Origin of the sequence: Pseudomonas sp. PB103 (genome assembly GCF_009764635.1) — a bacterium.
Taxonomy (GTDB): Bacteria; Pseudomonadota; Gammaproteobacteria; order Pseudomonadales; family Pseudomonadaceae; genus Aquipseudomonas.
Genome location: NZ_RWIL01000086.1, coordinates 1 through 13,868, shown reverse-complemented (window position 1 = coordinate 13,868; position 13,868 = coordinate 1). Strand labels below are relative to the sequence as shown.

The window sequence follows — 13,868 nt, the reverse complement described above, 5'->3', positions numbered from 1 at the left end:
TACCCCCCCCTGTGGCGAGGGGATTTATCCCCGATGGGCTGCGCAGCAGCCCCCAACCCTGCAACCTTGGCGAGTCAGACACACCAAGGTTGCAGCCATCAGGGCCGCTGCGCAGCCCAACGGGGATAAATCCCCTCGCCACAGATCCCTCATCCCGCCCACCCCGCCAAATCTCGTCTACGATCATTCACACACTTGAAACCCCGCGACGCAGAAAAGCGTTCGTGGCGTGGGGCAACTGAACCTCTCGGACTGAGGATTCTCCCATGCCTGCGTCGCAATTCTCCCTCGCTCAAACCACCATCACCCTGGATGCTCGCCCGGACCGTCTGGACCTACGCGACCGGGTATTCACCCCCCGCGTGCAGTCGCTTCCAGCGTCGTTCCCCTCCGATCAGGACATCACCGGTAAATGGGCGGATTACCTGGGCCGGGGCATGGTGCAGTTTCAAGGCAGTGAAGGCGCCTGCACCGGTTTCGGGCTCTCGGCGGTGGTGAACTATCTGTTGTGGCGCCGGGATGCCGAATCGGTGCAAACCAGCCCGCGCCAGCTCTACCATCTGGCCAAGCTGTACGACGAATGGCCCGGCGAGGATTACACAGGTTCCAGTTGCCGGGGCGCGTTAAAGGGCTGGCACAAGCACGGCGTCTGCGAGAAAAGCCTGTGGCCCTATACCGTCGCCGCCGACGGCTCGGTGCCGGACTTTGAGGAGCCCTCGGCGCAATGGGCCGAAGACGCTATCACTCGCCCCTTGGGCGTTTACTACCGTGTTGAAAAAGACGACATCACCGCAATGATGGCGGCGCTCTGTGAAACCGGCGCGCTGTACGTTTCAGCCAATGTCCATCAGGGCTGGAATCTAAAGACCAAAGGCAAACCCGGTGCCCGAGCATTCCAGAGCACCGCGCAATTGCCGGTGATCAAGTTGCATCAAAAGGCCGAAGGGGGGCATGCGTTCGCCCTGCTCGGTTATACCCACGAAGGCTTTATCGTGCAGAACTCCTGGTCCACCGACTGGGGCTACTCAGGATTCGCGATCCTGACCTATGAAGACTGGCTGGCCAATGGCACCGACGCCTGGACCGTGGGGCTCGGCGTGCCGATCAAACATGGCACCGTTTCGCGCAATACTCGGCCGTCGAAAGGAGCAGATGGGGCGCAGTCTGCGTTTCGCGATGCCTTGCTGACGTCCAGCGCCAAACGCGAAGGCTTTTCGCTGTTTTCCGCCGACTCGCCCACCCCCGATCGCAAGGGCCCATTGCCACTGAAGCCGGATGACGCCTACGGATTGACCGTGGTTTTTGAAAACGACGGCAGCATCGGTCCTCGTCTCGTCGCGGTAAAAGATGTGCGCGCAAGTGTGGCGCGCATCGTGTTTGAGGCCCCTCAGGCCTGGTACAACAACCTTCCAGCCGGGAAAAAGCCCAAAGTACTGCGGATCGCGGTGTTCTCCCACGGAGGGCTTAATTCCGAAAAAGCGTCGATCAAGCGCATTTGTGCAATGGCGCCGTACTTTCTTGAAAACGGTGTGTATCCGTTATTCATCACTTGGCGCACGGGGGTCGTGGAAACTTTCATCGACATCGTCAAAGATAAATATGCCGTTCAATCACTGGACGCCGGCAGCTTCCTCGACACGTTAAAAGAGCTCAAGGACAAAGCCACCGAGGCGTGGGACCGTGGGGTGGAGGTGATTACCCAGCAGCCCGGTGGCGCGCAGTGGCGACAAATGAAACAGAACGCACTGGCAGCCTCGATTCCGGGGTACACACCGCGCGGTCTGCTGGAGATCACCGACAACCTGGAAAAACTGGTGGGCGCCATGGGCACCGCCAATGTAGAACTGCACCTGATCGGCCACTCGGCAGGTTCGCTGATGAATGGTCACCTGATTCAACTGCTCTGGAATAGAGGCCTGCCGATTGCCACTTCAACACTGCTGGCGCCGGCGTGTACCCTCGATTTCGCCAACCAGACCTACCGCCAGGTCATAGAAAAGGGCGGACTGAAACGCGACGACTTTCATCTGCATATCATGTCCGACAACCGCGAACAGAGTGACAACGTCGCCGGTGTCTACCGAAAATCGTTGCTTTACCTGGTCTCCCGCGCCTACGAAGAGCTGCATAAAATGCCGCTACTGGGCATGGCCAAAAGCCTGGACGGCATTTATCAGGACTTCAGCAACCCCAAGCTCAGCGAATGGAGCGTGGCCGCGCAGAACATGACCGTCGAGTGGAACAACTTCTACTGGGACAAAAAAATCCCCAGCGGTTTCGCCTCGACCGGCAAAAGCCTGACGCACCCGCGCGCAGCCACACTGCACATCTACAACGATGCGCAAATGACCTATGGGCCGGGCGTCAGCCGTGATACTTCACATGGCGGATTCGACAATGACTTGAAAGCGATGACGCTGACTCTCAAGACGATTCTCAGGTTGGGCCCCAACGCCGATCTGGATCAGCGCCTCATCGATTTGAATTACTGAGTCACGGAGATTGCTCATGCCACTTTCAGTCGTCGCTCCGGCGGGCGCGCAAACATTGCTGTGCAGCGTAGAGATCCAGGCCGACGACCCTTGGTGCCCGACTGCAGTCATGCTCACGGCCGGGCAACGCTACTTTTTTCGTGCCAGTGGCCATTGGCGCGACTGGAACGAACTCCATGACGTCAATGGCGCGGCGGTACCAAAACTTGCGCCGTTCAAACGCCTCATCCGCTGCAAGGCCGCCGATGCCGAGTGGTTCACACTGATCGGTGCAATCGACAAAGACCGCCAGAGCTACTTCGCCATTGGCGACGGCTCGCGCTGGCCGGCAGGTTGGGTGGCGCCGGCCAGCGGGCAGCTCAGGTGTTTTGCCAATGATGTGCGGCTGCTGTATTGCAACAATCATGGGGCTATCACGCTGCAGGTCTGGAGCTGACTCCGTTTCGCGTGCTATGGCCTATGACTCAGCTTTTATGACCTCGAATTTCACTTGGTCCGGGTAAAACGCCACGTAGTTCTGTATGTCTTTGACCGACACTTTCGGATTTTCGTAAGTCCACACCGCGTTCGCCCCTTCGTGCCCCGGCACTTGCAGGCTGAAGTAGTTGGCGTCGCCCTTGTACGGGCAGTAACTGGTGTGGTCGGTGCGGGCGAAGTACTTCTCGTCGATGTCTTCGCGAGGGACGTAATAGACCGGCGGGTAGTTGGCTTCGTTGAGGATCAGCGCATGGGAGGAGGCAGCGACCTGAATGCCGTGAAACTTCACCAGCAGGCAGCCGGCGAGTTGTTCGAGGTTGATGACTGGGCTGGGGCCGGAGCTTTTCATGGGGTTCTCCTGGAGACGGCGAAGAGACCGGTTCAGGTATAACTCATGGTTGCCAATCGCGCCGGATTCGCAGCCGAACGGCTATCAAGCAATACGCTGCACGACGTTAGCTGTGTGGTGAGGGGATTGATCCCCTCACCACACAGCTACAACCGATGCCCGGTGCGTCAGATCAGGCGACGATATCGCTCGCCAACGCCTGCCCCACGACACCCACGGCAAAATCAATCGCACCCTGCCCCGTAAGGTCAACCAGCAACGTGGTCTGATCGCTTTGTCCGTAGTACGTCAGGATCGCATCGCCGGCATGCCCGGTGAAGTGGCTGACAAAATTCAACGACGCCGCGCCCGACGCGAACCCGGCAATGCCCGACAGGTCGATCTTGTCCAGACCACTTTTGAAATCCATGATCCAGTCAGGCTGGTTATTGGTCGAATCGCTGGCCGCGCCGAACACGAACGTATCGGCACCCTCGCCGCCCCACAATGTGTCACCGCCAGCGCCGCCGTAGAGAATGTCGTTGCCGGCACCGCCGAACAGGACATTGACCGCCGCGTTGCCGATCAGCAAGTCATTGCCCGCGCCGCCAATGGCGTTTTCCACGGTCACGCCATGCGCGATCGAAACGTTGCCGACCATGCCGCCGACATCGGAAAACGAACCTTCGTTGAGGTTGATCTTCTGATTCTGGTTGAAGCCGGAGAAGTTCAGCGTGTCATTGCCACCGCCGTCCCACACCGAAAATACCACTTTCGACGATGCCGAAGTCGCGCTGTAGAAATCACGCTCGGCGTTGGAGCTGAAGCCGTAGGTGGTGTCACCGGCGCGGGTTTCATAATTGGCGCCATACAGCTTTTGCACCGCCACAATGTCGTCCAGCAAAGGCGCCGAAGCATAGGCACCGCTGCCGTCCTTGCTGAAATCCTGGCCGGTGTTGGTTTCACTCCAGTAGCTCATCAGGCTGTAGCCACGGGTGTCTTCGGCGTATTTGGCGTCGCCGTAGGTCGGGTTACCATTGCCGGCGTTGTAGGCGCCCGGGTGTGACAGGCCGAGGGTGTGCCCGATTTCGTGGGTCAGGGTCTGGCGCCCGTAGTTGTTGGTGTCCGGGGTCTTGTTGACCTGATATTGATTGTTGATCAGGTACCACGACTGGCCGTCGTAACTGCCGCCGCTCGGCAGGTAGGCAAACGCGGCGCCGCCGGTACTGACGTCGTAGTTGCCGAAGGTCATGTGACCGTCACCGCCCTTGCCTTCGCTGAACGTGACGTTGGCAACGTCGGCCCAGGACTGCATGGCCAGCACGGCTTGCGCCTTTTGCTGAGCGCTGAATTCGCTGAAGTTGCCCAGCTTGGCGTTGTAGTTCGCCGGTTTTTCGCTGAGGAAGTTGTAGCTGAGGTCGATTTTGCCGTCGGCGTTTTTATCGCCCCACGACAGGCCCTTGCGCAGGATTTCGTCAGCGGCCTGGTCGGCGGTGAACGACGGTTTGCCGTTGACCAACGCGTCACCACCACGGTCGTAGAGGTGGCTGAAGGTGTCGACGGCGCTGAACGCCGTGCTGGCGCTGGAGGATGCTTGAGGCATGGTGTACGTCCTTGTTTCAAAGTAGTCAGTGTCCGACAGACTACGGCGATCTCCTGGCGAGACCGTCCTGTCGCGCGCGTTGTTGAGACGCTGGGAACCTGACACACGCCCACACCACGGCGCTAATCAATTTCTCGATAGTGCCGTATGCCGTCCCGGGATTGCCCGTCACTTGCGGCAATGCTTTTTATCTGTATATCCATACAGATAAAAGTTGCCCCTGACGCCAAGTCCGGCCATTCTGTGCGCCTGTTCCGACCTTGATCGACGATGGTGGTTATGCGGCTGTATCTCTGTGAAAAACCTTCCCAGGCCAAAGACATTGCGGCCGTCCTCGGTGCCAAGCGCCGGGGCGATGGCTGCTGGCTGGGAACAGACGTCACGGTGACCTGGTGCATCGGCCACTTACTCGAAACCGCGCCGCCGGATGCCTACGATGCCCGCTACAAGCGCTGGGTTTTGGCAGATCTGCCGATCATTCCGGACAAATGGAAAATGACCGTCAAGCCGCGCACGGCCAGCCAGTACAAAGCGGTGAAACGCCTGCTCGGCGAGGCCAGCGAACTGATCATCGCCACCGACGCCGACCGTGAGGGCGAAATGATCGCCCGGGAACTGGTCGAGCACTGCCGTTATCGCGGGCCGATCCGCCGTCTGTGGCTGTCGGCGCTGGACGAAGCCTCAATTCGCAAGGCATTGGCCGCCCTGAAACCGGGGGCAGAGACCTTCAGCCTGTATCACTCGGCGCTCGGTCGCTCGCGGGCAGACTGGCTGATCGGGATGAACATGAGTCGCCTGTTCACCCTGCTCGGCCGGCAATCCGGCTATCAGGGCGTGCTGCCCGTGGGCCGAGTACAGACGCCGACCCTGCGGCTGGTGGTGGATCGTGATCGCAGCATCGCCGACTTCGTGCCGGTGGCGTATTGGGCAATCGATGTACAACTGCTGCACAGCGGCACAGCGTTCATGGCGCAGTGGCGGGCGCCGTCGGATGCCTGTGACGATCAGGATCGCTGTCTGAATCAGGCACTGGCGCAACAGGCCGCGGCAGCGATCGGCAGCGCTGCCAGCGCACGAGTCATCAAGCTGAAAACCGAACGCATGCGCGAAGTGGCGCCGCTGCCCTTCGATCTCGGCACGTTGCAGGAAGTCTGTTCGAAGAAGCTCGGCCTCGGTGCGCAGGAAACCCTCGACATCGCCCAGGCGCTGTATGAAACCTACAAAGTCGTCACCTACCCGCGCAGCGATTGCGGTTATCTGCCGCTGAGCCAGCACAGCGAGGCGCCGGCGATTCTCGCGGCGTTGCGCCAGGCCGATCCGAGCCTGGAAGCGTTGAACGGTTTTCTTGAACCGCAACGCAAGTCTCGCGCCTGGAACGATGCCAAGGTCAGCGCTCACCACGGCATCATCCCTACCGCTGCGGCGAAAAACCTTGAGCGACTGAGCGGCAAGCACCGCGCGGTCTACACGCTGATCCGCGCGCGCTATCTGGCGCAGTTTCTGCCCAATCATGAATACGATCGCACCCAGGCCGACTTCGATTGCAATGGTGAAGCGTTGCGCGCTGTCGGCAAACAAATCATCGAGCCCGGCTGGAAACGCGCCCTGCCCGAAGCGCTGGCGCCGGCCAAGGGCCGCGAAGCCCCAGCACCGCAAACCCTGCCGGCACTCAGCCAGGGCGTCGAATGCGCCATCGCCGACGTAAGACTCAAGGATCTGTGGACGCAACCGCCCAAACCCTACACGGAAGGTGATCTGATCAAGGCGATGAAAAACGTCGCCAAACTGGTGGAAGACCCGCTGCTGAAACAGAAGCTCAAGGACACCACCGGGATCGGCACCGAGGCCACCCGCGCCTCGATCATTCAGGGTTTGCTGGATCGCGGCTATCTGCTGAAAAACGGCAAGGCACTCGCCGCTACACCGGCCGCGTTCAGTCTGATCGACGCCGTGCCCCGCGCGATTGCCGACCCCGGCACCACGGCGATCTGGGAACAGGCGCTGGACATGGTGCAGAGTGGCGAAATGAGCCTGGAAGAATTCGTCACCAAACAGGCAGCGTGGATGAGCAAGCAAGTGACCCGCTGCTCCGCCCTGAGCCTGACCATCAGCGGCCCGCCCCCTGCCGGCAAAGCGGCGACCCCGTGGAAGAAAAAACGCAAATCAACGCGCAGCCCAACCAAGCGCACAGCCAAAACCAGCACCAAATAACATCCCCCTGTGGTGAGGGGATTTATCCCCGATGGACTGCGCAGCAGTCCCCTGCTTTTTTAAAGTCAAAAGAGGGGCTGCTTCGCAACCCATCGGGGATAAATCCCCTCACCACAGGTATTGGGTTCAATCCAGACTACTGTGTCAGGAGTCATATCGCCGGGAGTGAACGCCCCATGCCAACCATTGAACTGCACCCCGCCCAACGTGACGAACTCGATACCCTCGAAAACCTCTTGCAGTTCTACATGTACGATTTCAGCGAGTGGCTACCACTGAAACTCGCCGACCATGGTTTCTTTTCCATCCAGCCGAAGCTCGACTACTGGCGCCACCCAGGCACGCAACCCTTTCTGATCCGCGTCGATGACGAACTCGCCGGGTTCGTGACCGTCGACACCGAAACGCACATGGCCGGCGCCGAGCACAACATCGGCTACTTCTTCCTCACGCGGCGTTTTCGTGGCCAAGGTGTCGCCCAGTTTGTCGTCTCCACCCTCTTGAGCCGCCTCCCCGGTCAATGGCAAATTTTCCATATCGACGCCAACCTGCCGGCCCGGTGCTTCTGGGCCGGGCTGATCCCGGCATTGAGCGGCGGCGAATTCACCCGGCAGCAGCGTGAAGTGGACGGTTATCCGTGCACCTTCTACGGCTTGCGTACGCCTTTTTCCGTTGCCTGAACGGATCCTTTCTCATTCCAAAACAGCTTTGTCCGACAATATGTAGTGCTCAAAAATAATCACTACAAAACCGTTGACGGCGTCGTTTTGCTTTTGCATGATGAAGACGTTCCCCGATCGGGAACACGGGTAACACGCTTGAGCAAACTCGTCTGACCGCCGAGTTGTTTTTTCCGGATACACGCTGCCCACAAGGCAGATTGAAGAAGCTGACCTGGCCTGAACGTCCAGTACAAGGACGAGAAGCGCTGGCGAAAATTCTCAAGACGCTTGTGGTCGACACGGTAAATGTCGTCAAGAAGCCTCCCGGTTTTCGCTGCTTCTCTTCGTTGTGACGCTATTGCGTAGCAGTTATTCAACACGACTACATGCAACAGAGGCATGACCCCGTACTTCAACGGGCGAGCGCTGACGTCCTGGTTTCGGTGCCAGGGATCAACTAACCGATGGGCTACCTGTATTAGCGAATCAACTTTGAAAGATCACCAAACTGGTCAAGGGGCATAATCATGAATCTGAACAATCAACCAACTATCGAAGAACTGGCTCGTATGTTCGCTGCGCAAAAAGACAGCCACGACAGCCACATTCTGTGGATCAGCAAGTCGGGGCAGGTGCATATCGACTGCCTGTCGCCGCATGCTGGTGAAGAAGAGTTCGACCAGAACAACCAGAACCTGGCGGCCCGCCTGAAGATGTATCGTCGCGGCCACGGCTATGTCGGCAAAAAAGCCGCCGCCGACAAGGACTTCATCGGTAATGTTCTGCAAACGCTGAAACAGGCGTGGGACTCGCTGCAGAACAAAAACGAAGTTCGGGTGATTGATCGGTTCTGCTGAGTCACTCCTTCAATAATCAAAAGGGCCTGTTCCTGCCAAGGAACAGGCCCTTTTTATTGATCACCCTGTAGGAGCTGCCGAAGGCTGCGATCCTTTGATCTTGCCCCTAAAAAACCAGATCAAAAGATCGCAGCCTTCGGCAGCTCCTACAGGGGTTGAGGGTTCAGGATCAGTTTGGTGAAGGCCACGGCCGCGGCGCTGTGGTAGTTGTGCTTGCGTCTTAACAATGCCGCCCCGCGTTGCGGTGATTCGCTGTCGACCTGCAATCGACGCAGCACCCGCTCTTCAGTGGCAATCGCCTGCGGCAGCATCGTCGCCATCGGCGAATGCCGAACCACCTCCAGCAACGTGCTCACCGAGTTCACCTCGATGCGGACCTTGGGCGTGATCCCGTGCTGACGAAAATACTCATCCACCGATAACCGCGTGATGAAATCCGGCGCCAGCAAAGCGAAATCCAGCTGCGCGATGTCATCCGCCGCCAGCACCGCAGTGCTCTCATACAACGGATGCTCACGCCCGACCATGATCCCCAGTGTTTCGGTAAACGCCGGAATACACTCGATCTCCGGACTGCGCACTGGCGTAAACGCAATCGCAACATCCAGCGAGTCATCCGCCAACCCTGCCTCGATGTCGTCCATCGACAACTCGAAAATCTGCAAATGGATCCCCGGATACCGCGCGGTAAAGTCGCGCACCAACGGCCCGACCAGGTACGCCATGAACGTTGGCGTCATCGCCAGGCGCAAGCTGCCGCGCGACAGATCCTTCACGTCATGCAACGCCCGCTGGCCCGCCTCCAGCTCCACCAACACCCGCCGCGCGCATTCGATGTAAGCCTGGCCAGCGTCAGTGGGTTTGACCGAGCGCGACGTCCGGTCAAACAGACTCACCCCGAGGGTTTCTTCCAGTTGGCGGATCTGCTGCGACAGGGTCGGCTGCGACACGTGAAGCGCCTCGGCCGCGCGGGTGAAGCCGCCGTGATCGGCAACGGCCAACAGATAACGCAAATGTCGCAATAGCATAGGGCGCTCAATCCATAGGCAGGACTTATGCCGCGCATTGTATATCGGTCTTGGACGCTATGGATCAATCAGCCGAAGATTGCTCCACACAGCAAGCCAACCCCTGAAAGGAGTGACACATGCAACAGTCCCACGCCTACAACGACACCAGCCTGGCCCTGACCACCCGCATTCTCGACGCCAAGGCAGGCAAAGACCTGTCGTGGCAGGACCTCGCCGACGGCACCGGCCTTAGCCTGGCCTACGTTACCGCCGCCCTGCTCGGCCAGCACCCGTTGCCGGAAAACGCCGCCCAGGTCGTCGGCGACAAGCTGGAACTGAGCGCTGAAGACGTCGCCGCGATGCAGATCATTCCCCTGCGTGGCAGCCTCAGCGGTGTGCCGACCGATCCGACCATCTACCGCTTCCACGAGATGATCCAGATCTACGGCACCACCCTCAAAGCGCTGGTTCACGAGCAGTTCGGCGACGGCATCATCAGTGCGATCAACTTCAAGCTCGACATCAAGAAAGTCGAAGACCCGGAAGGTGGTTCCCGCGCCGTGGTTACCCTCGACGGCAAGTTCCTGCCCCTGCGTCCGTTCTGATGTGCCCCGGCCCGCACCTCGCGTGCGGGCCTTCCCGATCTCCCTGCAAGAGGACACGCACATGAAAGCCCTGATCGACGGCTTCCTGAAATTTCAGAACGAAGCCTTCCCGCAACGCACCGAGTTGTTCAAACACCTGGCGACGACGCAACAGCCCGGCACCTTGTTCATCACCTGTTCCGACAGCCGTGTAGTCCCGGAACTGTTGACCCAACAAGAGCCCGGCGAGCTGTTCGTGATCCGCAACGCTGGCAATATCGTGCCGTCCTACAGCCCGCATCCGGGCGGAGTTTCAGCGACAGTTGAATACGCAGTGGCGGTACTTGGGGTGAGCGACATTGTGATTTGCGGGCATTCCGATTGCGGCGCAATGACCGCCATCGCCCAGTGCAAGTGCATGGACCACCTGCCCGCCGTCAGCGGCTGGCTGCAACACGCCGAGTCGGCGAAAGTGGTGAATGAAGCGCGAGCACACGCCAATGACGCGGCGAAATTGAGTTCGATGGTGCGCGAGAACGTGATCGCGCAACTGGCGAATATCCAGACCCACCCGAGCGTGCGCCTGGCCCAGGAAAAAGGCCTGCTGAACCTGCATGGCTGGGTGTATGACATCGAGACCGGATCGATCGATGCGCTGTCGTCGGATCGGCGCACGTTTGTGCCGTTGGCGGAGCAACCGGCGACATGTGCAGTTTACGCAAACAGCGCTGACGCAGCCTGAAACACCCCTGTAGGAGCTGCCGAAGGCTGCGATCTTTTGATCTTGCCCCTAAAAAACAAGATCAAAAGATCGCAGCCTTCGGCAGCTCCTACAGTGAGGGGGTCTGTGTTGTCGGGTATCAGCGTTTTACGCTGAGGTCGATCTGGCTCATGCGGCTACGAACGGTGAACACGCCGTCACCCGAAAGAATCGCACTGCGCGCAAACAACCGCCCGCTCTCCCAGTTCGAAAGACCCAGTTCCGGCTTGTTCAGCGCGTACTGCCCATCGACCCAACGCGTGATGCCGTTGCCCACAAACGGCGCGTTGACCGCGTTATAGAAACGCTCCTGAACGGCGGCATTTTCACTGATCAGCGACACGGTGAATTGCGGGCTGTAACGGTTGAACAGCACGATCGCCTGATCCAGATCGTCAACGATCATCAGGCTGACCTCCGGGGTTTCCTCCCATTCCCACTCGCGACCCAAGGCTGACTCCGCCAACGGTTCGGCCAGCGCTTCGGTCTGATAACCCTCGGCGCGATAAACCTCGACCGTCGCGTTCTGCCACTCGGCCGGCAGGCATTCCTGGCTGCCTTCGACGATGTGCAGTTTGCAACCCTGGCCACGCGCGGTTCCGGCCTGCTTCAGCGCTTCAAGGAACAGCGGCACCAGTTCATCTGCCCGATCACGCTGAATCAGGCAAACGTTCAAGGTATTGCAGACCTTGCGATCCAGCGAGTTGCGCACCACTGCCGCAAAACGCGTAGCGTCGGCCTCGCGATCAGCGATCAACCACGCGCCACCGGTGCCGTGCAAACTGACGGCAGTGCCCGCCTGTTGCGCGATGCTGCCCAACTGGCTGACGGCTCGGCCCGACCCGCGCGCCACCGCCAGGGACAAGCGGCGGTCGGCAAACATCGCCCAACCGGCGGCATGATTGACGCTTTCGACCAGCGACACTGCACCGACCGGCAAACCGGCTTCGGCCAGCGCCGGATTCAGTGCGTGAGCGACAATCGCCTGCGCCGTGCCCAAGGCATCGCTGCCAATGCGCAGCACCGCCGTGTTGCCGGTGCGCAATACACCGGCGGCATCGGCAAACACATTCGGCCGTCCCTCAAAGACGAACGCGACGATGCCCAGTGGCGAGACGACCTGTTCAACCTTCCAGCCATCGTGTTCAACGCTGCTGATCACCTTGCCACGGGTTGGCGCCGCATCACGCCAGGCACGCAGGCCGGCAATCATGTCGCCGCGCATGCGTTCATCGGCGAGCAGGCGCGTTGTCGAGCGACCGCGTGCCTTGGCCCGCTCGATGTCGGCAAGGTTGGCCGCGGCAATTTGCGCCCAGCACTGCGGGGTTTCCAGGCGTTGTGCGAAGAGGTCGAAAAACTGGCTGATCGCCTCGTCCGAGACCGCCGACAACGCCGTAAACGCCGCAGCCGCTCGCTCGATCGCGACCGACGCCGCGAGTTGATCCGCCACCGGAATCAGCAACAGTTCCCCACTCACCTGCTCGACCAGCAGGTGGTCACCGGGCTGAAAACGCTCAGCCAGTTCGGGGCTGACCACGGTGACGCGGTTACCGGCGAAAGGGATCGGCGTGCCAGCGACGAGACGTTCGAGTGCAAGAGACATGAAGCAGATTCACCATGCAGGGAGCGGCCGGAAAATGTAGCGGATTACGCGATGAAATACATCTCTTCGAACACTAAAGATCCTTGTGGGAGCTGGCTTGCCAGCGATGGCGGCGGTTCAGGCAATACTCGTGCTGGATGTTCCGGCCTCATCGCTGGCAAGCCAGCTCCCACAGGGATTTATGGGGTTTGGGGGATTGGTTCAGAACACCGACCAGCCGATCCGCGAGCTGAGCATTTCCAGCGCCGCCATCCCCGCCAGCGAGTTGCCGGCGGCGTTGAGTTCCGGTGACCACACGCACACGCTGAACTGCCCCGGCACCACTGCGACGATTCCGCCGCCAACACCGCTCTTGCCCGGCAGACCGACGCGATAAGCGAAGTTGCCCGCCTCGTCGTACAGGCCGCTGGTGGCCATGATCGAGTTGACTTGCTGGGTCTGACGCCGCGTGAGGATCTGTTCACCGCTGTGTTTGCAGTAGCCGTCGTTGGCCAGAAAGCAGAACGCCCGGGCCAGATCGATGCAGTTCATGCGCAACGCGCAGTGGCTGAAGTAGCTGCGCAGCACCGCTTCGACGTCGTTGTGGAAGTTGCCGAACGACTGCATCAGATACGCCATCGCCGCATTGCGCGCACGGTGCTGGTATTCGGAGTCGGCGACTTTGCCGTCGATCATGATCTGCGGATTGCCCGACAGGCGCCGCACGAAGTCGCGCATCGACAGGGTCGGCGCAGCGAAGCGTGACTGGTTGATGTCGCAGATCACCAGCGCACCGGCATTGATGAACGGATTGCGCGGGCGACCGCGTTCGAATTCCAGTTGCACCAGCGAGTTGAACGGCTGGCCGGACGGCTCATGACCGAGGCGGTCCCAGATCGCTTCACCGGAATGATCAATGGCCTGCACCAGGCTGAACACCTTGGAAATACTCTGCACCGAGAACGGCGTTTCAGCATCGCCGGCGCAGTACATTTCGCCGTCGTTGCCATACACGGCGATGCCCAGTTGATTGGCCGGCACAGTGCCGAGGGCAGGAATGTAGTCAGCCACCTTGCCTTGCCCGATCAGGGGCCGGACAGCGTCAAGGATCTCGTTCAACAGCGCTTGCATGCCGGGTTCCGAAGTCTCGCCCCAAGGGATTGCGGGGACACTTGGGCTAGACGCTGCCGATCAATGCCGAATCACACCTCCACCTTCGATTCGCACAATGTAGGAGCTGCCGAAGGCTGCGATCTTTTGATCTTGAAAAACAGAATCAAAAGATCGCAGCCTTCGGCAGCT

General features: G+C 59.9%; 12 protein-coding genes. 7 read left to right on the top strand and 5 right to left on the bottom strand.

From position 1 onward, the window contains the following. The first annotated feature begins 266 nt into the window (after window positions 1–266). The gene (locus EJA70_RS15550) at window positions 267–2,492 is read left to right on the top strand and encodes a C1 family peptidase (RefSeq protein ID WP_158831819.1); all 2,226 of its coding nucleotides are present in this window, start codon (window positions 267–269) and stop codon (window positions 2,490–2,492) included. Window positions 2,493–2,508: 16 nt separating this feature from the next. Continuing rightward, window positions 2,509–2,928 (top strand): hypothetical protein, encoded by a 420-nt coding sequence (locus tag EJA70_RS15545; RefSeq protein ID WP_158831817.1) that lies wholly within the window; start codon window positions 2,509–2,511, stop codon window positions 2,926–2,928. A 21-nt stretch (window positions 2,929–2,949) separates the two neighbouring features. Here the strand turns inward: EJA70_RS15545 and EJA70_RS15540 are convergent, their stop codons facing one another. Together EJA70_RS15540 and EJA70_RS15535 are read right to left on the bottom strand one after the other, a co-directional pair. After that, window positions 2,950–3,318: a DUF427 domain-containing protein gene (locus EJA70_RS15540; RefSeq protein WP_158831815.1), complete on the bottom strand. Its 369-nt coding sequence runs from the start codon at window positions 3,316–3,318 to the stop codon at window positions 2,950–2,952. A 172-nt stretch (window positions 3,319–3,490) separates the two neighbouring features. Beyond that, on the bottom strand, window positions 3,491–4,900 hold the full coding sequence (locus EJA70_RS15535) for a serralysin family metalloprotease (protein WP_158831813.1): 1,410 nt from the start codon (window positions 4,898–4,900) through the stop codon (window positions 3,491–3,493). 279 nt (window positions 4,901–5,179) lie between these two features. On the opposite strand from EJA70_RS15535, the gene EJA70_RS15530 reads away from it, so the two are divergent. From EJA70_RS15530 to EJA70_RS15520, 3 genes are all read left to right on the top strand, one after another. Continuing rightward, the gene (locus tag EJA70_RS15530) at window positions 5,180–7,111 is read left to right on the top strand and encodes a DNA topoisomerase III (protein WP_158831811.1); all 1,932 of its coding nucleotides are present in this window, start codon (window positions 5,180–5,182) and stop codon (window positions 7,109–7,111) included. A gap of 176 nt (window positions 7,112–7,287) precedes the next feature. Then, a complete protein-coding gene (locus EJA70_RS15525; protein WP_158831809.1) occupies window positions 7,288–7,791 on the top strand; it encodes a GNAT family N-acetyltransferase in 504 nt (167 codons plus the stop codon). 509 nt (window positions 7,792–8,300) lie between these two features. Continuing rightward, a complete protein-coding gene (locus EJA70_RS15520) occupies window positions 8,301–8,630 on the top strand; it encodes a hypothetical protein (RefSeq protein ID WP_008077317.1) in 330 nt (109 codons plus the stop codon). A 146-nt stretch (window positions 8,631–8,776) separates the two neighbouring features. Here the strand turns inward: EJA70_RS15520 and cynR are convergent, their stop codons facing one another. After that, on the bottom strand, window positions 8,777–9,658 hold the full coding sequence (gene cynR / locus EJA70_RS15515) for a transcriptional regulator CynR (RefSeq protein WP_158831807.1): 882 nt from the start codon (window positions 9,656–9,658) through the stop codon (window positions 8,777–8,779). Between the two features lie 119 nt (window positions 9,659–9,777). On the opposite strand from cynR, the gene cynS reads away from it, so the two are divergent. Together cynS and EJA70_RS15505 are read left to right on the top strand one after the other, a co-directional pair. Next, window positions 9,778–10,245 (top strand): cyanase, encoded by a 468-nt coding sequence (gene cynS / locus EJA70_RS15510; protein WP_008077320.1) that lies wholly within the window; start codon window positions 9,778–9,780, stop codon window positions 10,243–10,245. Between the two features lie 61 nt (window positions 10,246–10,306). Continuing rightward, window positions 10,307–10,966 (top strand): carbonic anhydrase, encoded by a 660-nt coding sequence (locus EJA70_RS15505; RefSeq protein ID WP_158831805.1) that lies wholly within the window; start codon window positions 10,307–10,309, stop codon window positions 10,964–10,966. A 118-nt stretch (window positions 10,967–11,084) separates the two neighbouring features. On the opposite strand, the gene EJA70_RS15500 is transcribed toward EJA70_RS15505, so the two are convergent. Further along, window positions 11,085–12,587 (bottom strand): aldehyde dehydrogenase family protein, encoded by a 1,503-nt coding sequence (locus EJA70_RS15500; protein ID WP_158831803.1) that lies wholly within the window; start codon window positions 12,585–12,587, stop codon window positions 11,085–11,087. A gap of 201 nt (window positions 12,588–12,788) precedes the next feature. Continuing rightward, complete coding sequence (gene glsB, locus EJA70_RS15495; RefSeq protein ID WP_158831801.1) at window positions 12,789–13,697, bottom strand: glutaminase B; 909 nt, start codon at window positions 13,695–13,697, stop codon at window positions 12,789–12,791. Window positions 13,698–13,868: the final 171 nt, after the last annotated feature.

Coding starts and splice junctions, on each gene's coding strand:
- EJA70_RS15550 (WP_158831819.1), top strand. CDS start 267: ATGCCTGCGTCGCAATTCTCCCTCGCTCAAACCACCATCACCCTGGAT.
- EJA70_RS15545 (WP_158831817.1), top strand. CDS start 2,509: ATGCCACTTTCAGTCGTCGCTCCGGCGGGCGCGCAAACATTGCTGTGC.
- EJA70_RS15540 (WP_158831815.1), bottom strand. CDS start 3,318: ATGAAAAGCTCCGGCCCCAGCCCAGTCATCAACCTCGAACAACTCGCC.
- EJA70_RS15535 (WP_158831813.1), bottom strand. CDS start 4,900: ATGCCTCAAGCATCCTCCAGCGCCAGCACGGCGTTCAGCGCCGTCGAC.
- EJA70_RS15530 (WP_158831811.1), top strand. CDS start 5,180: ATGCGGCTGTATCTCTGTGAAAAACCTTCCCAGGCCAAAGACATTGCG.
- EJA70_RS15525 (WP_158831809.1), top strand. CDS start 7,288: ATGCCAACCATTGAACTGCACCCCGCCCAACGTGACGAACTCGATACC.
- EJA70_RS15520 (WP_008077317.1), top strand. CDS start 8,301: ATGAATCTGAACAATCAACCAACTATCGAAGAACTGGCTCGTATGTTC.
- cynR (WP_158831807.1), bottom strand. CDS start 9,658: ATGCTATTGCGACATTTGCGTTATCTGTTGGCCGTTGCCGATCACGGC.
- cynS (WP_008077320.1), top strand. CDS start 9,778: ATGCAACAGTCCCACGCCTACAACGACACCAGCCTGGCCCTGACCACC.
- EJA70_RS15505 (WP_158831805.1), top strand. CDS start 10,307: ATGAAAGCCCTGATCGACGGCTTCCTGAAATTTCAGAACGAAGCCTTC.
- EJA70_RS15500 (WP_158831803.1), bottom strand. CDS start 12,587: ATGTCTCTTGCACTCGAACGTCTCGTCGCTGGCACGCCGATCCCTTTC.
- glsB (WP_158831801.1), bottom strand. CDS start 13,697: ATGCAAGCGCTGTTGAACGAGATCCTTGACGCTGTCCGGCCCCTGATC.